Here is a 25,285-nt window from a genome sequence, read left to right as displayed (position 1 = left end):
CGCGTAATGTATTCACTTGTCGCCGCCAAGCGGTGAGGTTGAGCCGGAAGGTTCCTTCATCCCAGACAGGCGACACAGCGAAGATGACTGGTTCGGATTCGCTCCTGTGTGAGCAGGCTTCTCGGTTCGAGGGCGTTCAGGTTTCACTCAGGTGCGGTTCGTAAGGTTGTCTCTTGTGCCTCAGGGCTCAAGCGGTTGGGTTCGATCACAGCTACGGCGTGTCGGGTTTGACAGCGAGGACCTGGGGGATAAGATAGAGAAGTTGCCCCGGAGGGCTCAGTCGGGAGGCTGAGGGCCGGGTGCGTCTGATCCTTGAGAACTCAACAGCGTGCACTTGTCAAATGCCAATTTATTGATTGTCCCTGGCCTTTTGGTCAGAGCAATTCCTTTTTGGATCATTTGGTGTCAGATGACATCACATTGGTCAGCATCAAACTCGCTGCTCACTCGTTTTCCCGTGTGGGTATGCATTTTTTCTTTTTGGAGAGTTTGATCCTGGCTCAGGATGAACGCTGGCGGCGTGCTTAACACATGCAAGTCGAACGATGAAGCACCAGCTTGCTGGTGTGGATTAGTGGCGAACGGGTGAGTAACACGTGAGCAACCTGCCCCGGACTTTGGGATAAGCGCTGGAAACGGCGTCTAATACCGAATACGCACCATGAAGGCATCTTCGATGGTGGGAAAGATTTTTCGGTCCGGGAGGGGCTCGCGTCCTATCAGCTTGTTGGTGAGGTAATGGCTCACCAAGGCGTCGACGGGTAGCCGGCCTGAGAGGGTGACCGGCCACACTGGGACTGAGACACGGCCCAGACTCCTACGGGAGGCAGCAGTGGGGAATATTGCACAATGGGCGCAAGCCTGATGCAGCAACGCCGCGTGAGGGACGACGGCCTTCGGGTTGTAAACCTCTTTTAGTAGGGAAGAAGCCTTCGGGTGACGGTACCTGCAGAAAAAGCGCCGGCTAACTACGTGCCAGCAGCCGCGGTAATACGTAGGGCGCAAGCGTTATCCGGAATTATTGGGCGTAAAGAGCTCGTAGGCGGCTTGTCGCGTCTGCTGTGAAAACTGGAGGCTCAACTTCCAGCGTGCAGTGGGTACGGGCAGGCTAGAGTGCGGTAGGGGAGATTGGAATTCCTGGTGTAGCGGTGGAATGCGCAGATATCAGGAGGAACACCGATGGCGAAGGCAGATCTCTGGGCCGTAACTGACGCTGAGGAGCGAAAGAGTGGGGAGCAAACAGGCTTAGATACCCTGGTAGTCCACTCCGTAAACGTTGGGAACTAGTTGTGGGGGCCTTTCCACGGTCTCCGTGACGCAGCTAACGCATTAAGTTCCCCGCCTGGGGAGTACGGCCGCAAGGCTAAAACTCAAAGGAATTGACGGGGACCCGCACAAGCGGCGGAGCATGCGGATTAATTCGATGCAACGCGAAGAACCTTACCAAGGCTTGACATACACCGGAAACGGCCAGAGATGGTCGCCCCCTTGTGGTCGGTGTACAGGTGGTGCATGGTTGTCGTCAGCTCGTGTCGTGAGATGTTGGGTTAAGTCCCGCAACGAGCGCAACCCTCGTTCTATGTTGCCAGCACGTTATGGTGGGAACTCATGGAATACTGCCGGGGTCAACTCGGAGGAAGGTGGGGATGACGTCAAATCATCATGCCCCTTATGTCTTGGGCTTCACGCATGCTACAATGGCCGGTACAATGGGCGGCGATACCGCGAGGTGGAGCGAATCCCAAAAAGCCGGTCCCAGTTCGGATTGAGGTCTGCAACTCGACCTCATGAAGTCGGAGTCGCTAGTAATCGCAGATCAGCAACGCTGCGGTGAATACGTTCCCGGGTCTTGTACACACCGCCCGTCAAGTCATGAAAGTCGGTAACACCTGAAGCCGGTGGCCTAACCCCTTGTGGGAGGGAGCTGTCGAAGGTGGGATCGGTAATTAGGACTAAGTCGTAACAAGGTAGCCGTACCGGAAGGTGCGGCTGGATCACCTCCTTTCTAAGGAGCATCTTGAATCGGTCCGGTTTCGATCGGGTCTGGTTCTAAGGCGCCTGCTCGGAGCGAATGTCTTCGAGGGGTGAGCTCATGGGTGGAACATTTGACAAGGCGTCTCGTGATGATGGTTCTGATCAGTACGCGGCCCTTTTTGGTTGTGGGAACGTCGGGGTTGTCGGAGCGGGGCGCGTGCACGTTGTTGGGTCCTGAAGGCTCAGTCGTTTGGCTGCAGCTTTCGGCCCCCGGGATGAAGCACCTGTTGGTGTGGAGTTCGGGGTGCGACCGTACTTTGAGAACTACACAGTGGACGCGAGCATCTTAAAGAAAGCGAACACAGGCGAGGGTCTTTTTGATCTTTGTCTGTGACTCATGTGATTTCAAGTCTTTAAGAGCAGACGGTGGATGCCTTGGCATCTGGAGCCGAAGAAGGACGTAGCAATCTGCGATAAGCCTTGGGGAGCCGATAAGCGGGCTGTGATCCGAGGATTTCCGAATGGGGAAACCCCGCCAGGCGCATTTATGTGTTCTGGTGACTCCCGCCTGAATGTATAGGGCGGGTAGAGGGAACGTGGGGAAGTGAAACATCTCAGTACCCACAGGAAGAGAAAACAAAAGTGATTCCGTGAGTAGTGGCGAGCGAAAGCGGATGAGGCTAAACCGTGCGTGTGTGAGAGCCGGCAGGCGTTGCACGTGCGGGGTTGTGGGACCTACTAGGAGTCGCTGCCGTGATTCCGATCGTACAGAAGCGTATAGACGAACCCGTTTGAAAGCGGGACCAGAGAGAGTGCCAGTCTCGTAGTCGACATGCGTGTTCTGCGGTTGTGGGGATCCCAAGTAGCACGGGGCCCGTGAAATCCTGTGTGAATCTGTCAGGACCACCTGATAAGCCTAAATACTTCCAGATGACCGATAGCGGACAAGTACCGTGAGGGAAAGGTGAAAAGTACCCCGGGAGGGGAGTGAAATAGTACCTGAAACCGTCTGCTTACAAACCGTCGGAGCCTCCTTGTAGGGGTGACGGCGTGCCTTTTGAAGAATGAGCCTGCGAGTTAGTGATACGTGGCGAGGTTAACCCGGGTGGGGTAGCCGTAGCGAAAGCGAGTCTGAATAGGGCGATCGAGTCGCGTGTTCTAGACCCGAAGCGAAGTGATCTATCCATGGCCAGGCTGAAGCGACGGTAAGACGTCGTGGAGGGCCGAACCCACTTAGGTTGAAAACTGAGGGGATGAGCTGTGGATAGGGGTGAAAGGCCAATCAAACTTCGTGATAGCTGGTTCTCTCCGAAATGCATTTAGGTGCAGCGTTGCGTGTTTCTTGCCGGAGGTAGAGCTACTGGATGGCCGATGGGGCCCAAAAGCTTACTGACGTCAGCCAAACTCCGAATGCCGGTAAGTGAGAGCGCAGCAGTGAGACTGTGGGGGATAAGCTTCATAGTCGAGAGGGAAACAACCCAGACCACCATCTAAGGTCCCTAAGCGCGTGCTAAGTGGGAAAGGATGTGGAGTTGCTTAGACAACCAGGAGGTTGGCTTAGAAGCAGCCACCCTTGAAAGAGTGCGTAATAGCTCACTGGTCAAGTGATTCCGCGCCGACAATGTAACGGGGCTCAAGCACGCCACCGAAGTTGTGGCATTGACACATGCGGCTAGCCTTCGTGGTTCAGTCGTGTTGATGGGTAGGAGAGCGTCGTGTGCCGGGTGAAGCGGCGGAGTGATCCAGCCGTGGACGGCACACGAGTGAGAATGCAGGCATGAGTAGCGAATGACACGTGAGAAACGTGTCCTCCGAATGACCAAGGGTTCCAGGGTCAAGCTAATCTTCCCTGGGTAAGTCGGGACCTAAGGCGAGGCCGACAGGCGTAGTCGATGGACAACGGGTTGATATTCCCGTACCGGCGAAGAACCGTCCAAGCTAATCCAGTGGTGCTAAGCGCCCGAATCCATCCATCGTCACCTTCGGGTGGCACCGGGTGGGCTAGCGCGCGACCCCATGCTGGTGCGGTTAGCGTATTAACAGGTGTGACGCAGGAAGGCAGCCCAGCTGGCAGATGGTGTCCAGTGCAAGCGTGTAGGCCGGGTCATAGGCAAATCCGTGACCCATGAGGCTGAGACGTGATGCGTTTCAAGTGGGTGATCCTATGCTGCCGAGAAAAGCATCGACGCGAGGTTCTAGCTGCCCGTACCCCAAACCGACTCAGGTGGTCAGGTAGAGAATACCAAGGAGATCGAGATAATCGTGGTTAAGGAACTCGGCAAAATGGCCCCGTAACTTCGGGAGAAGGGGCGCCCAGCACTTATAGGCACTTGCTGCTGAAAGGGTGTGTGGGTCGCAGAGACCAGTGGGGAACGACTGTTTACTAAAAACACAGGTCCGTGCGAAGTCGCAAGACGATGTATACGGACTGACGCCTGCCCGGTGCCGGAAGGTTAAGAGGACGAGTTAACCGTTTGGTGAAGCTCAGAATTTAAGCCCCGGTAAACGGCGGTGGTAACTATAACCATCCTAAGGTAGCGAAATTCCTTGTCGGGTAAGTTCCGACCTGCACGAATGGCGTAACGATTCCCCAACTGTCTCAACCACGAACTCGGCGAAATTGCACTACGAGTAAAGATGCTCGTTTCGCGCAGCAGGACGGAAAGACCCCGTGACCTTTACTATAGCTTGGTATTGGTGTTCTGTGTGGCTTGTGTAGGATAGGTGGGAGACTGTGAAGCGATCACGCTAGTGATTGTGGAGTCGTTGTTGAAATACCACTCTGGTCACTTGGGACATCTAACTTCGGACCGTGATCCGGTTCAGGGACAGTGCCTGGTGGGTAGTTTAACTGGGGCGGTTGCCTCCCAAAGAGTAACGGAGGCGCCCAAAGGTTCCCTCAACCTGGTTGGCAATCAGGTGGCGAGTGTAAGTGCACAAGGGAGCTTGACTGTGAGACTGACAGGTCGAGCAGGGACGAAAGTCGGGACTAGTGATCCGGCAGTGGCTTGTGGAAGCGCTGTCGCTCAACGGATAAAAGGTACCTCGGGGATAACAGGCTGATCTTGCCCAAGAGTCCATATCGACGGCATGGTTTGGCACCTCGATGTCGGCTCGTCGCATCCTGGGGCTGGAGTTGGTCCCAAGGGTTGGGCTGTTCGCCCATTAAAGCGGTACGCGAGCTGGGTTTAGAACGTCGTGAGACAGTTCGGTCCCTATCCGCTGCGTGCGTTGGAAGTTTGAGAGGATCTGACCCTAGTACGAGAGGACCGGGTTGGACGAACCTCTGGTGTGCCAGTTGTACCGCCAGGTGCATGGCTGGTTGGCTACGTTCGGGATGGATAACCGCTGAAAGCATCTAAGCGGGAAGCCGGCCTCAAGATGAGACTTCCATGGGTTTCGGCCCGTGAGGCTCCCAGCAGATTACTGGGTTGATAGGCCAGATGTGGAAGCACGGTAACGTGTGCAGCTGACTGGTACTAATAAGCCGATGACTTGATAACACTTCGTTCTTCTTAACGATCTTCGCGTCCACTTTGTGGTTCTCAGGGTATGGTTTGCGCCGTACTTGTGGGGACAAGTAAACAGTGTCCAGCTGTTGAAGCACAGGTTTGCCTGCGCCTCTTTTGAGGGGTGTGTGGTGGTAGGTGTTTCGGTGGTTATTGCGAGAGGGAAACGCCCGGTTACATTCCGAACCCGGAAGCTAAGCCTCTCAGCGCCGATGGTACTGCACCGGGGACGGTGTGGGAGAGTAGGTCGCCGCCGGACTTCACGTAGACGAAAGGGTCGCCCAATGCTGGGCGACCCTTTCGTGCATTCTGGGGCCATCCGTTCGCGGATGGCCCCTTCTTCGTGCCTACGCGTCGAGCCAGGCTGCGGCTGCGGCCTGCCGCGCCGAGTCGGGCGACGAGGGATGGAAGGTGCCGGCGCGCACATCTCGCACGAGGCGCGAGAGCTCGTGGGCGCTGCGGAATCCGCCGCCGCCGGCGCTGGTCGCCGCATCGTCGACGATGCGCTGCGCTGTCGTCACCGCGCGGTGCTTCATACCCGACAGGAGGGGGAGCCATCGGGCGCCGTGGTCGACGACGTCGTCGATGTCTCGCGTGAGCGCCGCGAGCTCGAGGAGGATGCCGTCGTGGGCGATCGCCATGTCGCCGATCCGTGCGCGCACGACGGGATCCTCGCCGCGCCGCTTTCCCGTCTTCTTCGAGACGCGTCCCGTGACCGCCTCCGAGGCGAGCTGCAGGGCGCGGCGGCCGATCCCGGCGTACACCGATGCCACGAGCAGTTCGAACGCCGCGAAGATCGCGAACTGCAGGGGGTCGACGCCGTCCGCGGGATCGATGACGCGGACGATGCGATCCGCCGTCGCGCTCGCACCGTTCAGCTCGGTCGTGCGGCTCTGCGTGCCGCGCATGCCGAGCGTGTCCCAGTCGTCGCGGGTCACGACGCGCTCGTCGCGGGGGAGGAACGCGAACACGAGTCGTGGGTGGTCCGGATCCGTGTCGTCGCGTCCGTGCACGCCCAGGGACGTCCAGACGGGCGCGAGGGAGGTGAAGATCTTCGTGCCCGTGAACGCATAGCCGCCGTCCGCTGTCGCCGTGGCCGACGTGTCGCTGTCGAAGAGCACGGCGTCGCCTCCGGCCTCGCTGATGCCGAAGGCGAGGATCTCCCCGTCTGCGGCGCCCTCCTGCACGAAGGCGAGCGCGTCGTCTCCGCGATCGCGGAGGATCCTCGCGACCGCCGTCCACACGAGGTGCATGTTGACCGCGAGGGCAGTCGCGGGCGCCGCGGCCGCGAGGCGCTGCTGGAGAGCCGATGCCTGCGCGAGGGAGAGGCCGGCGCCTCCGCGATCGGCCGGGACGAGGATCCGCAGGTAGCCGCAGTCCTGCAGCTCCGCGAGGTCGGCGTGCGGGAAGACGTTGTCTCGATCGACGTCCGCGGCGCGCGCTCGGACCCTCTCGAGGAGGTCGTCGGGTAGGTGTGCGGCGGGGTCGAAGTCGGCGGCCATGCGGCCAGCCTACGGGCGCCGAGGGGCCCGAGGACGACACGCCGACGGCCCGCTCGACACGCCGGTCCCATCGATTCACAGCCCTTCGTTTGTCAGAGGTCCCGCGTACCGTCGGACCTGTGGACAACTGGTCGCGGCAGCGGGCGCGAGGCGCGCATTCTCGCCGATCGAGTGGGTCGCGCACGACCTCGCTCCTGTGCATGGATCGGTGCAGAAACCTGTGGACGAGCGGTGGAGAGCGGTGGAGAATGACAGTGATGTAACTACTACCCCTTGTGGTCGCCCCCAAGGGTGACACCTATATGTAGTATTGAGGTCCCGGCGGTGCACCGCCGGAGCAGACACTGGTTCAGGAGGGGATTTCATGGCGATCACGGTCTACAGCAAGCCGGCCTGCGTGCAGTGCAACGCGACGTACCGCGCACTGGATGCGAAGGGCATCGACTACCAGGTCACCGACGTCTCGGAGGACGCCGCGGCGCTCGAGCAGGTCAAGTCGCTCGGCTACATGCAGGCGCCGGTCGTCGTCGCCGACGAGGACCACTGGTCGGGCTTCCGTCCCGACAAGATCGACGAGCTCGCCGCGCGCCTCGCGTGACCCGGTCGCTGGCGCGGCAGGAGAGGAGCACCTCGTGACCACCGTGACAGCGACCTTCTCCTCGTCCTCGCTCGACGGCTCCGCCCCGGCGGGGCCGTCGCATGGACGCGGGGCCGATGTTCCGCTGATCGTCTACTTCTCGAGCGTGTCGGGCAACACCGAACGCCTTGTCGAGAAGCTGGGCATGCGGGCCGTGCGGATCCCCCTGCACCGTCGCGAGGATCCCCTCGAGGTGAACGAGCCGTTCGTGCTCGTCACCCCCACATACGGCGGCGGGAACGGCGAGGGTGCGGTGCCCAAGCAGGTCATCCGCTTCCTCAACGACGAAAGAAACAGGCGGTGGATCCGCGGAGTCATCTCCACGGGGAACACCAACTTCGGCGACGCGTACTGCATCGCGGGAGACATCATCAGCCGCAAGTGCCGGGTTCCGCACTTGGACCGGGTGGAGCTGTTCGGCACACCCGATGACGTGGTTCGCGTGAGCGATGGATTGGAAACATGGTGGAAGCAGCAGTGAGCACACAGCAGCTCGACTACAAGCACAACCCCGCGTTCGAGGGGCTCGACTATCACGGGCTCAACGCGATGCTGAACCTGTACGACGCCGACGGGAACATCCAGTTCGACGCCGACAAGCGCGCGGCCCGCGAGTACTTCCTGCAGCACGTCAACCAGAACACGGTGTTCTTCCACTCGCTCCGCGAGCGCCTCGACTACCTCGTCGACAAGGAGTACTACGAGGGCGCCGTCATCGAGAAGTACGACTTCTCGTTCGTCGAGCGTCTGAACGACTTCGCGTACGGCAAGAAGTTCCGCTTCGAGACGTTCCTCGGCGCGTTCAAGTACTACACGAGCTACACGCTCAAGACGTTCGACGGCAAGCGCTACCTCGAGCGCTTCGAGGACCGCGTCGTCATGACCGCCCTCGCGCTCGCCGACGGCGACGAGGACCTCGCGTGGAAGCTCGTCGATGAGATCCTCTCGGGCCGCTTCCAGCCGGCGACGCCCACGTTCCTCAACGCCGGCAAGGCGCAGCGCGGCGAGCTCGTCAGCTGCTTCCTCCTGCGCATCGAAGACAACATGGAGTCGATCGCCCGCGGCATCAACTCTGCGCTGCAGCTGTCGAAGCGCGGCGGCGGCGTCGCGCTGCTGCTGTCGAACATCCGCGAGGCCGGCGCCCCGATCAAGCAGATCGAGAACCAGTCCAGCGGCATCCTGCCGGTCATGAAGCTGCTCGAGGACTCGTTCAGCTACGCGAATCAGCTCGGCGCGCGCCAGGGCGCGGGCGCGGTGTACCTCAACGCGCACCACCCCGACATCATGCGGTTCCTCGACACCAAGCGCGAGAACGCCGACGAGAAGATCCGCATCAAGACGCTGTCCCTCGGCGTCGTCGTGCCCGACATCACGTTCGAGCTCGCGAAGAACGACGAGGACATGTACCTCTTCTCTCCGTACGACGTCGAGCGCGTCTACGGCGTGCCGTTCGGCGACATCTCGGTGACCGAGAAGTACCGCGAGATGGTCGACGACCCGCGCATCAAGAAGACGAAGATCAACGCGCGGCAGTTCTTCCAGACGGTCGCCGAGATCCAGTTCGAGTCGGGCTACCCGTACGTCATGTTCGAGGACACGGTCAATCGTGCGAACCCGATCGCCGGCCGCATCAACATGTCGAACCTGTGCAGCGAGATCCTGCAGGTCAACACCCCGACCACGCTCAACACCGACCTGTCGTACGACCAGATCGGCAAGGACATCAGCTGCAACCTCGGGTCGCTGAACATCGCGCTCGCGATGGACTCGCCCGACTTCGGCCGCACGGTCGAGACGTCGATCCGCGCCCTCACGGCCGTGAGCGACCAGAGCCACATCGAGTCGGTGCGGTCGATCGAGGACGGCAACGACAAGTCGCACGCCATCGGCCTCGGTCAGATGAACCTGCACGGCTACCTGTCGCGCGAGCGCATCTACTACGGCTCCGAAGAGGGCATCGACTTCACGAACATCTACTTCTACACGGTGCTGTACCACGCGCTCCGTGCGTCGAACAGCATCGCCGCCGAGCGCGGTGAGACGTTCGAGGGCTTCGAGAACTCGACGTACGCGTCGGGGGAGTTCTTCGACAAGTACGTCGAGCGCGAGTGGGCGCCCGAGACCGAGCGCGTGGCGGAGCTCTTCGCGGGGCACCACATCCCCACGCAGGCCGACTGGATCGCCCTGAAGGAGCAGGTCCAGGCGCACGGTCTCTACAACCAGAACCTGCAGGCCGTCCCGCCGACCGGATCCATCTCGTACATCAACAACTCGACGAGCTCGATCCACCCGATCGCGTCGAAGATCGAGATCCGCAAGGAAGGCAAGCTCGGCCGCGTCTACTACCCGGCGCCGTTCATGACGAACGACAACCTCGAGTACTACCAGGACGCGTACGAGATCGGCTACGAGAAGGTCATCGACACGTACGCCGCGGCGACGCAGCACGTCGATCAGGGACTGTCGCTCACGCTGTTCTTCCCCGACACGGCGACCACGCGCGACATCAACAAGGCCCAGATCTACGCGTGGCGCAAGGGCATCAAGACGATCTACTACATCCGACTCCGCCAGATGGCCCTCGAGGGCACCGAGGTGGAGGGCTGCGTCAGCTGCACGCTGTGACGCACGCACCGGACATTCGAGAGAGAACACGATGACTGAGAAGCTTCAGCTCCTGGATCACGTCCAGGCCATCAACTGGAACCGCATCGACGACGAAAAGGACGTCGAGGTGTGGAACCGCCTCACGAGCAACTTCTGGCTGCCCGAGAAGGTGCCGCTGTCCAACGACATCCAGTCGTGGAACACGCTCACCGATGACGAGCAGCGCCTGACGATGCGCGTCTTCACGGGCCTCACGCTGCTCGACACGATCCAGGGAACGGTCGGCGCGGTGTCGCTCATCCCCGACGCCCTCACACCGCACGAGGAGGCCGTGTACACGAACATCGCCTTCATGGAGTCGGTGCATGCGAAGAGCTACTCGTCGATCTTCTCGACGCTGAGCAACACGCCGGACATCGACGCCGCCTTCCGCTGGTCGGTCGAGAACCCGAACCTGCAGAAGAAGGCCCAGATCGTCATGGAGTACTACCGTGGCGACGAGCCTCTCAAGCGCAAGGTCGCGTCGACCCTGCTCGAGAGCTTCCTCTTCTACTCGGGCTTCTACCTGCCGATGTACTGGTCGAGCCACGCGAAGCTCACGAACACGGCCGACATGATCCGCCTCATCATCCGCGACGAGGCCGTGCACGGCTACTACATCGGGTACAAGTTCCAGAAGGGTCTCGAGAAGGTCGACCAGGCGACGCGCGACGAGATCAAGGACTACACGTTCTCGCTGCTCTACGAGCTCTACGACAACGAGGTGCAGTACACGCAGGATCTCTACGACGGTGTCGGCCTCACCGAGGACGTCAAGAAGTTCCTGCACTACAACGCCAACAAGGCGCTCATGAACCTCGGCTACGAGGCCATGTTCCCCGCCAGCGTCACCGACGTGAACCCCGCGATCCTGTCGGCGCTCTCGCCGAACGCCGACGAGAACCACGACTTCTTCTCCGGATCCGGATCCTCCTACGTGATCGGCAAGGCCGTTTCGACGGAAGACGAGGACTGGGACTTCTGACGTCCCGCCGCACGCGCTGAGGGCCGCCCCGCTCGGGGCGGCCCTCTCCGTGTCTCACCGTCCCGGATACACGACGGCCTTGAGCTGGCCGGGCTCGCCGCCGACGGCCAGCGCGCCTTCCGCCTCCGCGAGACCGAACCTCGCCGTGACGAGTCCGTCGAGATCGACCTTCCCGCTCGCGACGAGCTCGATCGCGAGCGGCCACGTGCCGGTGTAGCGGAACACGCCGCTCAGCCAGATCTCCCGGTTCCGCAGGAACGAGACGGGGAGCTCGACGTCGTCGGCGCCGAGCCCGACGAGGATCACCCGCCCGGCAGGCCGCACGGCGAGGATCCCCGACCGCACGGCGGCGGGCGCGCCAGTGGCGTCGATGAACGCGTCGACGTCGAGGCCCTCGACCGAGTCCGTGAGCGGATCGACGACGCGGGTCGCCCCGAACCGACCGGCGAGCTCCCTACGACCGGCGTCGATGTCCGTCACGATGACCTCGCTCGCGCCGAACGCGCGCGCCGTCTGTGCGAGGATCACGCCGATCGGCCCGGCGCCGGCGACGAGCACGCGGCTTCCCGGTCCGACGTCCGCGCGACGGCACGTCCATATCCCGACCGAGAGCGGCTCCATGAGCGCGGCCGCCTCATCGGAGACCGCGTCGGGAATGGCGAACGCGAAGTCGCTCTGGATCGCGATGAGCTCCGCGAACGCGCCGTCCACAGGCGGCGTCGCGAAGAACTCCATTCGAGGACAGAGGTTGTACCGACCGGCCCGGCACTGGCCGCAGCGGCGGCAGGGGCGCTGCGGCTCGATCGCGACGCGTTCGCCGATGCGCGCGGGATCGACGTCGTGGCCGACGGCCTCGATCCGCCCCGACAGCTCGTGGCCGAGGATGAGCGGGCCGTCGACGACGAACGGGCCGATGCGCCCGTGCTCGTAGTAGTGCACATCGCTGCCGCACACGCCCACGGCCGACACCCGGACGAGCACCTGGTCCGGCTCGAGGGATGGCACCGCGACGTGTTCGATCGCCAGGGAATGCGGGGCCGTCAGCACGGCCGCCCGCATCTTGGCCGCAGCTGCTCCGGTCATGGTCGACGTGGCGGGCATCAGCGCGTCCCCTCGAGGAGGCGCTCGAGCGTCGCACGGGCGCCGAGGCCGTGGAGGTCGTCCAGCGCGGCGCGGTAGGAGGCGGCGAATCGGTCGTCGTCGACGAGGTCCCCGAACAGGCTCCGCTTCTCGAGGAACGCCAGCGGGTGCTCGCGCTGCGATCGCGCGAGCGGCGTGAGCTCGTCGGCGAGCGCATCGACGACGTCGATCGGCGCACCATCCTCGCCGACACCCTCGGCATACCGCGCCCAGCTCGCGATGATCGCGGCCGCATAGGCGACGGATCCGCCCGTGCGGGCCTGTTCGCGGACGACGGGCACGAGCCACTTGGGGATCCGATTGGACGAATCCGCGCACAGCCGGGCGACCGTGTCGCGCACCGCCGGATTCGCGAATCGCGCGATCAGGGTGCGCTTGTAGTCGTCGAGGTCCACGCCGGGCACGGCACGCAGCGTGGGCGTGCCCTCGAGATCCATGTATCGGCGCAGGAACTCGGCGATGAGGGGATCCGCGGCTGCGTCGTGCACGAGCCGGTACCCCATCAGGTGCGCGAAATAGCACAGCCCCTGGTGGCTGGCGTTGAGGAGGCGCAGCTTCATCAGCTCATAGGGCTCGACGTCCTCGACCATCTGGACATCCGCCTCCTCGAAAGGCGGGCGTCCGAGCGGGAAATCGTCCTCGATGACCCATTGGAAGAACGGCTCGCAGACGACCGGCCACTCGTCGCGCACCCCCGTCCGCGCCGCGACGGAGCGGACGTCCTCCGGGGTCGTGCCCGGGGTGATGCGATCCACCATCGAGCTCGGGAACGAAACCTCGCTGCGGATCCAGGCACCGAGCTCCGGATCTCTCGCGGTCGCGAACGCGGCGATGACGCGCGCCGCGACGTCGCCGTTGCCCTGCACGTTGTCGCACGACAGCACCGTGAACGGCGGCACGCCGCGCTCGCGGCGGCGCCGCAGGGCCTCCACCACGAACCCGAAGGCGGTCGTCGGCACGTCTCCCGCGATGTCGGCGGCGACGGCGGGCGTCGACAGATCGAACTCGCCGGTGATCTGGTCGATGTTGTACCCGCCCTCGGTGATCGTGAGCGAGACGATGCGTGTCTCCGGCGCCGCCATCCGCTCGATGACGGCGTCACGATCATCCGGCGCGAACAGGTAGTCGACGATGCTGCCGATGACCGCGGTCTCCTCGCCGCCATCGGCGCGCCGGACCGTGAGGGTGTAGAGGTGATCCTGCTCCTCGAGCACGGTCTTCATCCGCCGGTCGGTCTCGAGCAGGCCGACGCCGCAGATCCCCCAGTCGGTCGCCTTCCCCTGCTCGAGCAGGCGGTCGATCGTCATCGCCATGTGCGCACGGTGGAAGCCTCCGACGCCGATGTGCACGATGCCGGCAGCGATCTTGTCGCGGTCATAGGACGGGGATCCGATCGAGGGATCCAGGGTCGCGAGCGCGGTGGTCGTCAGTCGGGGAGTCGCGGCGCTCACTTGACCGCTCCCATCGCGAGGCCGCGCACGAGCTGCTTCTGCGCGAGCCACCCTGCGGCGACGACGGGCAGAACGGCGACCGTGCTGGCGGCCGAGAGGACGGCGAGGAACTGGCCTCGGCCGTCGACGAAGCTCGCCAGGAACGGCGGGACGGTGCGGGCGGTGTCGGAGGTCAGGATGCTGGCCAAGAAGTACTCATTCCACGAGAAGATGAAGCAGATCAGCGCCACGGCGGCGATGCCGGGCATGACGATCGGCAGGACGACGCGCACGAGCTCGGTGCGCAGGCTCGCACCGTCGATCTGCGCGGCCTCGATGATCTCCACCGGCACCTCGGTCAGGAACGACCGCATCATCCACACCGCGATCGGGAGGTTGATCGCGACATAGAGCCAGCTCAGCGCCGAGATGTTGTCGAGCAGGCCGAGCGCGAGCAGGATGAAGTACAGCGGGATCAGCGACGCCGCGATGGGCAGGAAGCGCGTCGAGATGAAGAAGAACAGGACGTCGGTCACCTTGGCGATCGGGCGGATGCTCAGCCCGTAGGCGCAGGGGATCGCGAGCGCGAGCACGATGAGCGTCGAGGTGACGCTCGCGATGAACGAGTTCGCGAGGTAGGCGCCCATGCCGCGATCGAAGACCGCGATGTAGTTGTCGAGCGTGAACGGGCCGAACAGCGTGGGCGGAATGTAGGCCGCCGCCTGTTCGGTCTTGAAGCTGGTCAGCAGCATCCACGCGATGGGGCCGAAGAACAGCAGGACGAGGATCCAGGTGACTGCGGTGAGCAGTCCGGCTCGGAACGCGCGCATCAGCTCCGCACCTTCCCTTCGACGAACACGCCGAACAGGGTCCGCAGCGCGATGCCGGCGAAGAGCAGGGTGATCGCGACGGTCATGACGCCGAACGCCGCCGCCTGGCCGATGTCGAGCCCGATGAACGCGCGCTCGTAGAGCAGATAGGGGAGGGTCTTCGTACCGCCCGTTCCCTTGGTCATGATGGCGATCGGGTCGAACATCTGCAGCAGCATGATGCCGCCGAGGAGCACCGCGATCTCGATGTACTGGCGCAGGTGCGGCAGCGTCATGTCGCGGAAGATGCGGATCCGGCCGGCGCCGTCGACGGATGCGGCCTCGAGGACGCTCCGATCCTGGCTCTGCAGGCCGGCGAGCAGGATCAGCATCATGAACGGCGTGAACTGCCACGTCATGACGATGATGATCGTCGCGGGCGGCAGATCCGTGTTCCAGGCGACGGGAGGCAGCCCGAGGAAGCCGAGCCCGACGTTCACGAGCCCGACGTTGACGTCGAGCATCAGGAACTTCCAGATCAGTGAGGCCGCCGCCGGCATGACGAGGAACGGCGTGATCATCAGCGTGCGGGCGAGGCCCTGGCCGAGGAAGTGACGATCCATCAGCAGCGCGAAACCGAGGCCGAGCAGCAGTGCGAGCGCCACGGAGGAGCCCGTGATCAGGACGGTCGCGAGGAGCGATTGGGCGAAGTCGGCGGTCGCGAAGACGGTGGCGTAGTTGTCGAACCACGCGAATCCGGTGTCGTCGGGCCGCAGCTGGTTCCAGTTCAGGAACGACACGACGATCGTGACGAGGAACGGGATCTGCGTGAGGACGATCGAGACGATCAGCGCGGGAAGCACGAGCATCCGTGCGGTGCGTCTCTGGGGCCGGCCGGTGGGGGTGAGGCGCGGATCCGCGCCCTTCCTCCCCCTGCCGGCCGTCGTGAGGACGGCGGTGGTGGTCATGATGTGTCTCCTTGCGGCCTGTCCCGGGGGCGGCGTGGCCGCCCCGGGAGCCGTCGGATGGTGGTCCTACTTCTGCTTCTCGCCCGCGGCCTGGGCGATGTCCTGCCCCGCGGCGAGGGCGTCCTCGACCGATGTGCGGCCGGCGATCGAGTCGGCGACCAGCTGGGCCACCTGATTCCCGACGTCCTGGAACTCGGGGATCGTCACGTACTGGATGCCGACCCACGGCTGCGGCGCGACGCCGGGCTGGTTCGGATCGACGGCGTTCATGACGTCGACGGTGATGGGCGCGAAGGCGGCGGCGGCCTCCTGATACTCGGGGATCTCGTAGGTCGAGCTGCGGGCGCCGGGCGGGACGCGGGTCCAGCCGAGCGTCTCTCCGACGAGCTGGTGATACTCCTTGCTGGTGGCCCACTTCACGAACGTGAGCGCCTCGTCGTAGTTCTTCGTCGTCTCGGGGATCGCGAGGTTCCACGACCACAGCCACCCGGCCTCGTCGGTCTCGACGACCGGCGCGTGGGCGTAGCCCATCTTGCCGGCGACGGCCGACGACTCCTCGTCCTCGAGGATCGACGCCGCCACGGACGCGTCATACCACATGGCCGCCTTGCCGCCGCTGACGAGATTGAGGCACTCCGTGAAGCTGTGCGACACGGGGTCCGGCTCGCCCGATGTCCGGAGCAGGTCGACGTAGAAGTTCACGGCCTCGGTGAACTCGGGAGAGTCGACCTGGGCGTCCCAGTTCTCGTCGTACCAGTTGCCTCCGAAGGTCTGCACGACGGTCGTGAGGGGAGCGAACAGGTCGCCCCAGCCGGGCTTGCCGCGCAGGCAGATCCCGGCGCGGTCGTCGGTGGTGAGCTCTTCGGCGAAGCCGGCGACCTCCTGCCACGTCGGGTGCTCCGGCATGGTGAGGCCGGCCTCGTCGAACAGCTCCTTGTTGTACATCAGGATCGACGACTCGCCGTAGAACGGCACGGCGTAGCGGCGGCCGTCGACGGAGGTGATGTCGGAGACGGGCTGCAGGATGTCGTCCACGTCGTACTCGGCGTCGGCGGCGAGGTCGTCCGTGAGGTCCTTGAGCCAGCCGAGCGCTCCCCACTGCGGCACTTCGTAGGCGCCGACCGTGACGATGTCGTACTGGCCGGCCTTCGACGCCACGTCGGCAGTGACGGCGGCGCGCAGGTCGCCCTCCTCCATCTGGACGAAGTTGACGGTGATGCCGGGGTTGTCCTCCTCGAAGTGACCCTTCAGCTCCTCCATGTCCTTCATCTGGGGGTTGCTGACGGTCGCCAGGGTGAGGGTGACGTCGCCGCCCTCTCCGCCGCCGGTGCCGGCGCCGCTGCCGCCGCCGAAACCGGCGCAGCCCGTGACCGCGAGCGCGCTGACGGTGAAGACCGCCCCGATCGCGCCGATGTGTCGTGTGCGAAGCATGAGAACTCCTTTGTTGTGCTCGCTGCTGTGGACCGCCCGCCGGTCGCGTTCGGGATCGCGACTCGGTGCATCGGCGGCTGTATTGAGGATGCGCGCCCGACCGATGCCGTGTCTCCGCGAAAATCATCCGGTTCTGATACTTTCTTTCCGATGAGATGCGCGAAGGAGCGCTCTGAGGGGGAGGCATGGGAACGAGGGCGTCAGGCGGAAGCCCCGCCTATGAGGTCATGCACCACCCGCCGGAGCGCGAGCTCGTCCCGCTCGCGGCGGGGGAGTCGTTCCGGTGGATGGAGCACGACTATCCGGCTCCGATCGCGCGGTGGAACTACCACCCCGAGGTCGAGATCCATCTCATCCGCAGGGGAACCGGCAACTACATCATCGGCAACACGGTCGGCGCCTTCGGTGCCGGCCAGGTCGCGATCGTCGGCTCCGGAGTCCCGCACGACTGGATGAGCGATCTGAGGCCCGGAGAGGTGATCCGCGGCCGCGACGCCGTCATCCAGGTCTCACCGGTCTGGCTGGAGCAGGCCGCTTCGGTGATCCCCGAACTCCACCGCGTGCAGGACCTCGTGCGCGACTCCGGGCGCGGGATCATCTACTCGGGGCGCACGGCGCTCGCCGCGGCCGAGGAGATCGAGCAGGTCGGGCGTACGGACGGACCGCGCCGCATCGCCCACTTCCTCGCGCTGCTCGACCTGTTCCTCGGCGCGCCCCCCGCGGAGCGGCACTACGTCGCGCACGAGCTCTATTCATCGTCTGTGGGGAGCGAGGGGCGCGCCGCGGTCGACGCGGGCCTCGCCTACGTGGTCGAGAACCTCAGCGGCGACATCCGCATGTCGGAAGCGGCACGGCTCGCGTACATGTCCGAGCCCACGTTCTCGAAGCACTTCAAGAAGGCCAGCGGCATGACGTTCACGGCTGTCGTGCGGCGGCTCCGCATCGCCAATGCGTGTCGACTCCTCGGCGAGACGGATCGGACGGTCGCAGAGATCAGCGGCGCGGTCGGCTACCGCAACCTCGCCAACTTCAACCGGCAGTTCCTCGCCGAGACCGGCGTGACGCCGACCGGATTCCGCCGCCTCGAGGAGCACGCGCGGCCGAGCGCAGGCCCGCTCGGCCTCCTCCGCGCGGGCGGGTGAGCGCGGACCTCACTGCAGATCGCGGAACAGCCCCATGACCTCCGGCCCCATCTCCACCTGCGTGAGGATCACGCGGAACGTGCCGTCGAGGTCGACGTACATGTCGGTTCCGAAGCCTCCCGACCAGCCGTAGCGGCCCGTGTTCGGGCCCGTCGTCTGCACGGCGACGCCGAAACCCCAGCCCATGCCGTTCCAGAAGCCGGGGAAGAAGCTGTCATCGGACTTCGCCGCCACGGGAACCTGGTCGGCGCGCATGAGATCGAGCATCTCCGGATCCAGGATCCGTCGCCCCGCCGAGGAACCGCCGCCTGCGAGCATGCTCGCGAACGCCGCGTAGTCGCTCGCCGTCGACACGAGCTCGGCGTGGCTGAGGTCGAACGGCGCCGGGGCGACGGAGAAGCCGTCGCCGGCCGGTTCGACCTGTGTGAGAGCGCCCGTCTGCTCGTGCCGGAATGCGGCAGGCAGCCGGTGCGCCTGATCACGCGGCACCGTGAACGCGGTGTCGACCATGCCGAGCGGGGCGAACAGCTCGCTCTCGAGGTGCTCCTCGAGGGATCCGCCGACGACGCGGCTCAGGAGGATCCCGAGGATCCCGAACGAGTGGTGATAGCGCCAGCCCGTGCCCGGCTGGAAGGCGAGCGGCAGCTCGGCGAGGGCGTCCAGCCAGTCCTGTGCGCCGAGGGCGACGGGATCCTGGCTGGCCTGCGTGCGATTCGCGATCATCGCGTCCTGCAGGGGGCATGGCGCCGTCATCATGCCGTACCCGGACATGTTCGTGAGCAGGTCGCGCACCGTGATCGGCCGATCCGCCGGCACCGTGTCGTCGAGCGGTGACCCGGTTGTGCGGAGCACGCGGCGGTCGGCCAGCTCCGGCAGCCACTCGTGCACGGGGTCGTCGAGGCGCAGACGGCCGTCCTGCACGAGCTGCAGTGCCGCGACCGCGGTGACGGGCTTCGTCATCGACTGGATGCGGACGATCGCGTCCGAGGCCAGGTCGCCCGCGGTGTCGATCTCGACGTGCCCCGTCGGACCGACGGACGCGACGACGATCCCGGGGGCCGTGCCGCGCGCGATGTGCCGTTCGATCGTCTCGGTCACCGTGCTCATCGTTCCTCGATTCGTCGTGGATGCCGAGCCCCACCATAGATCCCGACGCGCGCGGGCGGGAGGCCCGGAGCCGGATCGAGGGGAGCAGAATGGGCGGCATGCCGATCCCGCTGATCCCCGAGATGCCCGAGCCGCAGTACGTGATGTCGCGGGAGGGATTCCGCCTCGCGACCTACACGTGGGGCGACGAGGACGCCCCCGTCGTCATCTGCGTGCACGGTTTCGCCTCGAGCTGCCGCGACAACTGGGTGAACACGGGGTGGGTGCGCGAGATGCTGCGCCGGGGCTTCCGCGTGCTGGGCGTGGATCAGCGCGGACACGGCGCGAGCGAGAAGCCGCACGAGCCCGACGACTACACGATGGGGGCGCTCGTCTCCGATATCGAACTCATCCTCGACACGTACATGGTCGATCCGGTGAGCTACCTCGGCTACTCGCTCGGCGCACGCGTCGGCTGGCATGTCGCCTCCGAGCTGCCGCTGCGCGTCGAGCGCGCCGTGCTCGGCGGGATCCCGGACGGCCGCCCGCTCGGGCGCCTCGACATCGCGCAGGCGCGCGCATACGTCGATCGTGGCGAGGAGGTCACGGATCCGGTCACACGCAACTACGTCACGCTCGCCGAGCGCGTGGATACGAACGACCTGCAGGCGCTCATCGCGCTCGCGGGCGGCATGCGCTTCGGTGACGAGGATCCGGATCTCGGGAATCCGCCGCGGCAGCCGATCCTCGTCGCAACGGGATCCGAGGACAAGATCCTCGCGCAGTCGCGCGAGGTGGCGGCGGGCCTGCCGAGCGGGCGCTTCGTCGAGATCCCCGGCCGGCATCACTTCAACGCGCCGGGCGCGCGCGAGTTCCGGACGGCAGGCGTCGACTTCCTCGCCGAGGGCATCGAGTGATCCAGGCCGCGTGAACGAGGGTTCACGCCCGAGGCGGGCGTGCGGTGATCGAATGTTCACGCGGGATCTCGGGGCAAGCGGCGCCTTGGGCACGGCGCCGACGAGGGCCATCGGGCCTTCTTGACGCTCATCTTCGCAACGCTGTCGTTCGTTCGCGGCGCGGGCCCTACGTCGGAACGTCGACGACGCGGGTCTCGCCGGTGACTGCGGTGAGCGATCCCGACGACCGGGCGGCGATGTCCGACGCGAGGGCATCGATCTCACACGCGGGAACCCAGAGCTCGAAGCTCGCGGCGGCGGCATATTCGACGCCGCCGAACACGGAGTCGTGGTGCGCCGCCCACTCGCGCAGCAGGTTGTCGTAGCGGCCCGCGTCGGCGTGAGGCACGTCGACCGTGATGAGCGTGAGGGCGCGACGGCGCACGATGCGGGCGCGGTCGAGGGCCTCCGACACGGCGGATCCGTATGCGCGGACCAGGCCGCCCGCGCCGAGCTTCACGCCGCCGAAGTAGCGGGTGACGACCGCGACGATGTCGGTCACGCCGCGCTGTCGCAGCACCTCGAGCATCGGCACCCCCGCGGTTCCGGAGGGCTCGCCGTCGTCTGAGGATCGCGCCTTGTCGGCCGTGGCGCCCGTGATCATCGCGACGCAGTTGTGCCGGGCGTCCCAGAACTCCTTGCGGACGCGTGCGATGAACGCATCGGCGTCTGCGACGGATCCGACGGGAGCCAGGTGGCAGATGAACCGCGAGCGCCGGATCTCGATCTCGTGGTCGACACGCGCCGCGATCGTCGAGGGAAACGTCGCGGCCATCCCCCGAGAGTACCGTCAGCACAATGCAGTCGATCCGGCGCGGTTCGGCCCGGAATCCGGTTCCTGCCGGGAAGTGGCCGCACTCTGACTGCATTGTGTTGAGGCGGCGGCGGGGGAGGGGCGGATGCGGCAGACTCGAGGGTGATGCCTTCCCTCCTCGAATCGGCCCGCGCGGCCGGCGACGACCCCGACGCCCTGTACGACGCCTTCCTCGAGTGGTCGCTCGACAAGGGGATCGAGCTGTACCCGGCGCAGGACGAGGCCGTCGTCGAACTCGTGCAGGGGAACAACGTGATCCTGGCGACCCCGACGGGAACGGGGAAATCGCTCGTGGCGCTCGCCGCGCACGCCGTCGCCGTCGGTCGCCGAGGTCGCACCTACTACACGGCACCGATCAAGGCCCTCGTCAGCGAGAAGTTCTTCGCCCTCGTCGAGACGTTCGGCGCCGAGAACGTCGGCATGGTGACGGGCGACTCGTCCGTGAACGCCGACGCGCCCATCGTGTGCTGCACCGCCGAGATCCTCGCGAACGTCGCGCTGCGCGAGGGAGCGGACGCCGACGTCGACCAGGTGGTGATGGACGAGTTCCACTACTACGGGGATCGGCAGCGCGGGTGGGCGTGGCAGATCCCGCTGCTGCTCCTGCCGCGGGCCCAGTTCCTGCTCATGTCGGCCACCCTCGGCGATACGACCGCGATCGAGCGCGACCTCACGCACCGCACGGGGCGCGAGACGACCCTCGTCGCGGGCGCCGAGCGCCCCGTTCCGCTCCACTTCTCGTATGAGAAGCGCGCCGCTCACGAGGTCGTCGAGGAGCTCCTGACCGAGCAGGAGGTGCCCGTCTACGTCGTGCACTTCAGCCAGGCGGCGGCGATGGAGCGGGCGCAGGCGCTCGCGAGCATCAACGTCACGACGCGGGCGCAACGCGACGAGATCGCCGAGGCCCTCGGCGGGTTCCGCTTCACGACGAACTTCGGCAAGACCCTCTCGCGGCTCGTGCGGGCCGGGATCGGCGTGCACCACGCGGGCATGCTGCCGCGATACCGGCGCCTGGTCGAGACGCTCGCGCAGAGCGGCCTGCTGCGCGTGATCTGCGGCACCGACACGCTCGGCGTCGGCATCAACGTGCCGATCCGCACCGTGCTCGTCACGGCGCTGTCGAAGTACGACGGCCAGCGTATGCGCCGGCTCGGCGCGCGCGAGTTCCACCAGATCGCCGGACGCGCCGGGCGGGCCGGATTCGACCCCTACGGCAATGTGATCGTGCTCGCCCCCGAACACGAGATCGAGAACGAGCAGGCGCTGAGGAAGGCCGGCGACGACCCGAAGAAGCGCAAGAAGATCCAGAAGAAGCAGGCGCCCAAGGGGTTCGTCAGCTGGAGCGAGCAGACCTTCGAGAAGATCATCGAGGCGGCGCCCGAGCAGCTCGGTCCGCAGATGCAGATGACGTCGGCGATGCTCATCAACGTGATCGCCCGCGGCGGCGATGTGTTCGGCAACGTCCGCTCGCTCGTCTTCGACAACCACCAGCCGCGGCGCGAGCAGCTCGCGCTCGCCCGGCGCGCCCTCGCGATCTTCCGCACTCTCCGCGACGCCGAGCTCGTCGAGGTGACACCCTCCGGTGAGATCCGACTCTTCCTCGACCTGCAGCCGAACTTCGCCCTCAATCAGCCGCTGTCGCCGTTCGCGCTCGCCGCCCTCGAGCTGCTGGATCCGGCCCAGGGAGAGGGATCCGTCGGCACCGGGAACTACGCGCTCGACGTCGTCAGCATCATCGAGGCGACGCTCGATGATCCGCGCCAGATCCTCTCGCAGCAGGAGTTCAAGGCGCGCGGCGAGGCCGTCGGCGCCATGAAGCGCGAGGGGATCGAATACGACGAGCGCATGGAGCTGCTCGAGCAGATCACCTACCCGAAGCCGCTCGACGAGCTGCTGCGGCAGTCGTTCGAGACCTTCGCCTCGTCGCAGCCGTGGGTGCGCGACTTCCAGCTCTCGCCGAAGAGCGTCGTGCGCGACATGTACGAGCGGGCGATGAGCTTCGCCGACTTCGTGCAGTGGTACCAGCTCGGCCGCAGCGAGGGCCTCGTGCTGCGGTACCTGTCCGACGCCTTCCGCACGATCCGCCAGACCGTGCCGCCGGAGGCGCACACCGACGATCTCGACGACATCGTCGAGTGGCTCGGCGAGATGGTGCGCCAGGTCGACTCGAGCCTCGTCGACGAGTGGGAGACCCTCATGGCGGGCCTCGACGCGGATCCCGACGACGGCCCGGTCGTGCCGCCGTCGCCGCCCTCGGTCGTGCAGAACCGCCGTGCCTTCACGGTGCTCGTGCGCAACGCACTGTTCCGGCGGGTGCAGCTCGCGGCGCTCGAGCGCGACGACGAGCTGTCCGCGCTCGATCCGGACGTCGACTGGCCCGCCGCGCTCGACCGGTACTTCGCGGTGCACGACGACATCCTCACCGGATCCGCGGCGCGCGCACCGCAGCTCTGCGCGATCGACGAGTCGGATCGGGCGTACTGGCGCGTCGAGCAGACGATCGACGACCCGGCGGGCGACCACGACTGGCGGATCCGCGCGGAGGTCGACCTCGAGGCCTCGGCCGAGGAGGGCGAGGCGGTCGTGCGCGTGACGGAGGTCGTGCGGCTATAGATCCCACAACCCTTCATTTCTGGCACATCTCCGCACGGGAATCCACGCAGAGTTGTGCCAGAAATGAAGGGTTGGCTAGGCGGAGCCGGTGAAGCCGCGGGCGATCGCGGCCGAGGCCGCGAGCCACGCCCGTTGCGTGGCCGGGCGCAGTGCGCTGAAGTGCAGGTGGCCGTCGATCATCGCCGGGTCGAAGGGCACCTGGACGACGTCGCGCGTCAGCCGACGGTATCCGTCGACGACGCGGCGCACCTCGTTCGCGGGGGCCTTCTGGTCAGCCTGGCTCACGACCGTCACGGCGTTGGCGGCGAGCTGAGCGGAGTGCTCGTCGCGCTCCGCCAGGGCGTCGAGCAGCAGGGCGCCTGCCTCGGCGTGCTCGTCGCGCGTCGTCGTCGCCACCACGAGCTGGTCGGTGCGGTCGATCATCCGCTGCCACAGCGGATCCGACTCGTCGTTGCCCGAGTCCATCACGATGAGCCGGTAATAGCGCGCCGCGATCGAGTGGATCCGGTCGACGTCCTCGGCGCTGACGCGCTGCTCGGATGCGAGCGCGATCGGCTGCGATCGCAGCACGTCGAAGCGGTCCTGCCGCTGGTGATGCACGAAGTTCGCGACATCGGCGGCCTGCGCATCGTTGGAGAGCAGGTGCTCCGACGCCTCGAGCATGTCGTGCAGCGTGCCGTCGTGCGGCCCCTGCTCGGTGCGCCAGCCGAGGGTGCCGCGCGTCTGGTTGTTGTCCCAGGCCAGCACGCCTGCGCCTCCGAAGCGCGCGAAGGCCGCGCCGACGAGGATCGTGGTCGGCGTCTTGCCCGAGCCGCCCTTGCCGTTCACGACCGCGATCGTGCGCGGGCCCGGCCAGTGCTGCGCGACGGCGAGCTGATCGGCGCGCTCGGCGCGCTCGTCGGCGCCCGGGGCCATCCGGATCCCCATGCGCGTCATCGCGCCGCGGAAGCCGCGCGTCGCCGGATCCTCGCGCCCGTCGTCATCGCGGTCGTTCGTGAGGAACGTCTCGCGCTGCGAGCGCCGATTGTCGAACTCGTGCGCCGAGACCTGGCCGGCGGTCGGCTCTGCGTCCGCGGCGGGGTGCGCGGGCGAGGCCGCGCTCGCCACAGGGGAAGCGGATCCGCCTGCCGCCGGCGCAGGGTCGATGACCGTCATCGGCCGCGTCGCCGCGTCAGCGGACGACTGGGGGCGCGTGAGGCTCTCATCCGTCGTGCCGCCGAGAGCGGAGGCCGGACGCGGCCCGCCGGCCGCGGTGGCCGGCACGGGGCGGGGTGGGCCATCGGGGGAGTCGTATTCGACGCGCTCGTCGCCGTCGACGACGAGCGGCCACTGTCCGTCGGGCTCCGTCACGATCACCCGCGTCGGGGCGTCGAGCTGGCGCGCGATCTCGGCCGTGAGGCGGACGATCTCGCGCCGCGCGTCCTCCGCGTGGGTCGTGGCGATCTCGCGCGGCGTCTCGTCGATGACGAGTACGGCGGAACCGTCGGGATGGATCGTGGCGTGGAGCCCGTCGTCGTTGGAGCTGTCGCGCATAGCGCCCCCTTCGGTGCAAGAAGCATCGTGGTCGCCATCCCGAGCGGGCGGCATCGCTTCACAGCCTACCGACACCGCCTGTCGACGAGCATCAGGAACTCCGCCGTCGG

The 25,285-nt window shown here is 65.7% G+C and carries 16 protein-coding genes and 3 rRNA genes; 10 read left to right on the top strand and 9 right to left on the bottom strand.

Translation table 11 applies throughout. The features are described from left to right. Positions 1–477 precede the first annotated feature (477 nt). The 3 genes from GB932_RS12385 (at position 478) to rrf (ending at position 5,742) form a co-directional block, all read left to right on the top strand. A 16S ribosomal RNA gene (locus GB932_RS12385) occupies positions 478–2,005 on the top strand. A 372-nt stretch (positions 2,006–2,377) separates the two neighbouring features. Beyond that, positions 2,378–5,477, top strand: a 23S ribosomal RNA gene (locus GB932_RS12380). A gap of 148 nt (positions 5,478–5,625) precedes the next feature. Continuing rightward, positions 5,626–5,742 (top strand): 5S ribosomal RNA (rrf, locus tag GB932_RS12375). Together the 16S, 23S and 5S rRNA genes form the textbook arrangement of a ribosomal RNA operon. An 88-nt stretch (positions 5,743–5,830) precedes the next feature. Here rrf and GB932_RS12370 read toward each other — a convergent pair. Beyond that, positions 5,831–6,985 carry an acyl-CoA dehydrogenase family protein gene (locus GB932_RS12370; RefSeq protein ID WP_156761007.1) on the bottom strand — a complete coding sequence of 385 codons (1,155 nt, stop codon included), beginning with the start codon at positions 6,983–6,985 and terminating at the stop codon, positions 5,831–5,833. A gap of 364 nt (positions 6,986–7,349) precedes the next feature. Between GB932_RS12370 and nrdH the strand changes: the two genes are divergently transcribed. The 4 genes from nrdH to nrdF all read left to right on the top strand — a co-directional run bounded on the left by nrdH (position 7,350) and on the right by nrdF (position 11,253). Next, positions 7,350–7,583, top strand: coding sequence for a glutaredoxin-like protein NrdH (nrdH, locus tag GB932_RS12365; protein ID WP_156761006.1), 234 nt, complete (start codon positions 7,350–7,352; stop codon positions 7,581–7,583). 124 nt (positions 7,584–7,707) lie between these two features. After that, entirely contained in the window at positions 7,708–8,103 is a 396-nt protein-coding gene (gene nrdI / locus GB932_RS12360; RefSeq protein WP_231916165.1) for a class Ib ribonucleoside-diphosphate reductase assembly flavoprotein NrdI, read from the top strand. Then, a complete protein-coding gene (gene nrdE / locus GB932_RS12355) occupies positions 8,085–10,247 on the top strand; it encodes a class 1b ribonucleoside-diphosphate reductase subunit alpha (protein ID WP_156761005.1) in 2,163 nt (720 codons plus the stop codon). The genes nrdI and nrdE overlap by 19 nt, the downstream gene beginning before the upstream one ends. Positions 10,248–10,278: 31 nt before the next feature. Next, entirely contained in the window at positions 10,279–11,253 is a 975-nt protein-coding gene (nrdF, locus tag GB932_RS12350) for a class 1b ribonucleoside-diphosphate reductase subunit beta (RefSeq protein ID WP_156761004.1), read from the top strand. A gap of 54 nt (positions 11,254–11,307) precedes the next feature. On the opposite strand, the gene GB932_RS12345 is transcribed toward nrdF, so the two are convergent. The 5 genes from GB932_RS12345 to GB932_RS12325 form a co-directional block, all read right to left on the bottom strand. Then, positions 11,308–12,354 carry an NAD(P)-dependent alcohol dehydrogenase gene (locus tag GB932_RS12345; RefSeq protein WP_156761003.1) on the bottom strand — a complete coding sequence of 349 codons (1,047 nt, stop codon included), beginning with the start codon at positions 12,352–12,354 and terminating at the stop codon, positions 11,308–11,310. Then, positions 12,354–13,844: a mannitol dehydrogenase family protein gene (locus GB932_RS12340; RefSeq protein ID WP_197517462.1), complete on the bottom strand. Its 1,491-nt coding sequence runs from the start codon at positions 13,842–13,844 to the stop codon at positions 12,354–12,356. Before GB932_RS12340 ends, GB932_RS12345 begins: the two co-directional genes overlap by 1 nt. Then, a complete protein-coding gene (locus GB932_RS12335; RefSeq protein ID WP_156761002.1) occupies positions 13,841–14,653 on the bottom strand; it encodes a carbohydrate ABC transporter permease in 813 nt (270 codons plus the stop codon). Before GB932_RS12335 ends, GB932_RS12340 begins: the two co-directional genes overlap by 4 nt. Continuing rightward, entirely contained in the window at positions 14,653–15,600 is a 948-nt protein-coding gene (locus GB932_RS12330) for a carbohydrate ABC transporter permease (protein ID WP_156761001.1), read from the bottom strand. The genes GB932_RS12335 and GB932_RS12330 overlap by 1 nt, the downstream gene beginning before the upstream one ends. A 66-nt stretch (positions 15,601–15,666) precedes the next feature. Next, positions 15,667–17,031, bottom strand: a complete 1,365-nt coding sequence (locus tag GB932_RS12325) for an ABC transporter substrate-binding protein (protein ID WP_156761000.1) — start codon at positions 17,029–17,031, stop codon at positions 15,667–15,669. Positions 17,032–17,216: 185 nt separating this feature from the next. Here GB932_RS12325 and GB932_RS12320 point away from each other — a divergent pair, with 185 nt between their 5' ends. Then, the gene (locus GB932_RS12320; RefSeq protein WP_156760999.1) at positions 17,217–18,173 is read left to right on the top strand and encodes an AraC family transcriptional regulator; all 957 of its coding nucleotides are present in this window, start codon (positions 17,217–17,219) and stop codon (positions 18,171–18,173) included. Positions 18,174–18,182: 9 nt separating this feature from the next. On the opposite strand, the gene GB932_RS12315 is transcribed toward GB932_RS12320, so the two are convergent. Next, positions 18,183–19,280, bottom strand: coding sequence for a serine hydrolase domain-containing protein (locus GB932_RS12315; protein WP_156760998.1), 1,098 nt, complete (start codon positions 19,278–19,280; stop codon positions 18,183–18,185). A gap of 98 nt (positions 19,281–19,378) precedes the next feature. Between GB932_RS12315 and GB932_RS12310 the strand changes: the two genes are divergently transcribed. Next, on the top strand, positions 19,379–20,176 hold the full coding sequence (locus tag GB932_RS12310) for an alpha/beta fold hydrolase (protein WP_156760997.1): 798 nt from the start codon (positions 19,379–19,381) through the stop codon (positions 20,174–20,176). A 166-nt stretch (positions 20,177–20,342) separates the two neighbouring features. On the opposite strand, the gene GB932_RS12305 is transcribed toward GB932_RS12310, so the two are convergent. Further along, the gene (locus GB932_RS12305) at positions 20,343–20,990 is read right to left on the bottom strand and encodes a YigZ family protein (protein ID WP_156760996.1); all 648 of its coding nucleotides are present in this window, start codon (positions 20,988–20,990) and stop codon (positions 20,343–20,345) included. 144 nt (positions 20,991–21,134) lie between these two features. Here GB932_RS12305 and GB932_RS12300 point away from each other — a divergent pair, with 144 nt between their 5' ends. Beyond that, positions 21,135–23,642, top strand: coding sequence for a DEAD/DEAH box helicase (locus tag GB932_RS12300; protein WP_156760995.1), 2,508 nt, complete (start codon positions 21,135–21,137; stop codon positions 23,640–23,642). 75 nt (positions 23,643–23,717) lie between these two features. On the opposite strand, the gene GB932_RS12295 is transcribed toward GB932_RS12300, so the two are convergent. Continuing rightward, positions 23,718–25,175, bottom strand: coding sequence for a MinD/ParA family ATP-binding protein (locus GB932_RS12295; RefSeq protein ID WP_156760994.1), 1,458 nt, complete (start codon positions 25,173–25,175; stop codon positions 23,718–23,720). Positions 25,176–25,285 lie beyond the last annotated feature (110 nt).

Origin of the sequence: Microbacterium karelineae (assembly GCF_009745985.1) — a bacterium.
GTDB classification, from domain to species: Bacteria; Actinomycetota; Actinomycetes; order Actinomycetales; family Microbacteriaceae; genus Microbacterium; species Microbacterium karelineae.
This window is presented reverse-complemented; position numbering and strand designations above follow the sequence as displayed.

Coding starts and splice junctions, on each gene's coding strand:
- nrdF (WP_156761004.1), top strand. CDS start 10,279: ATGACTGAGAAGCTTCAGCTCCTGGATCACGTCCAGGCCATCAACTGG.
- GB932_RS12300 (WP_156760995.1), top strand. CDS start 21,135: ATGCCTTCCCTCCTCGAATCGGCCCGCGCGGCCGGCGACGACCCCGAC.
- GB932_RS12305 (WP_156760996.1), bottom strand. CDS start 20,990: ATGGCCGCGACGTTTCCCTCGACGATCGCGGCGCGTGTCGACCACGAG.
- GB932_RS12315 (WP_156760998.1), bottom strand. CDS start 19,280: ATGAGCACGGTGACCGAGACGATCGAACGGCACATCGCGCGCGGCACG.
- GB932_RS12295 (WP_156760994.1), bottom strand. CDS start 25,175: ATGCGCGACAGCTCCAACGACGACGGGCTCCACGCCACGATCCATCCC.
- nrdE (WP_156761005.1), top strand. CDS start 8,085: ATGGTGGAAGCAGCAGTGAGCACACAGCAGCTCGACTACAAGCACAAC.
- GB932_RS12370 (WP_156761007.1), bottom strand. CDS start 6,985: ATGGCCGCCGACTTCGACCCCGCCGCACACCTACCCGACGACCTCCTC.
- GB932_RS12310 (WP_156760997.1), top strand. CDS start 19,379: ATGCCGATCCCGCTGATCCCCGAGATGCCCGAGCCGCAGTACGTGATG.
- GB932_RS12335 (WP_156761002.1), bottom strand. CDS start 14,653: ATGCGCGCGTTCCGAGCCGGACTGCTCACCGCAGTCACCTGGATCCTC.
- nrdH (WP_156761006.1), top strand. CDS start 7,350: ATGGCGATCACGGTCTACAGCAAGCCGGCCTGCGTGCAGTGCAACGCG.
- GB932_RS12345 (WP_156761003.1), bottom strand. CDS start 12,354: ATGCCCGCCACGTCGACCATGACCGGAGCAGCTGCGGCCAAGATGCGG.
- GB932_RS12325 (WP_156761000.1), bottom strand. CDS start 17,031: ATGCTTCGCACACGACACATCGGCGCGATCGGGGCGGTCTTCACCGTC.
- GB932_RS12320 (WP_156760999.1), top strand. CDS start 17,217: ATGGGAACGAGGGCGTCAGGCGGAAGCCCCGCCTATGAGGTCATGCAC.
- GB932_RS12330 (WP_156761001.1), bottom strand. CDS start 15,600: ATGACCACCACCGCCGTCCTCACGACGGCCGGCAGGGGGAGGAAGGGC.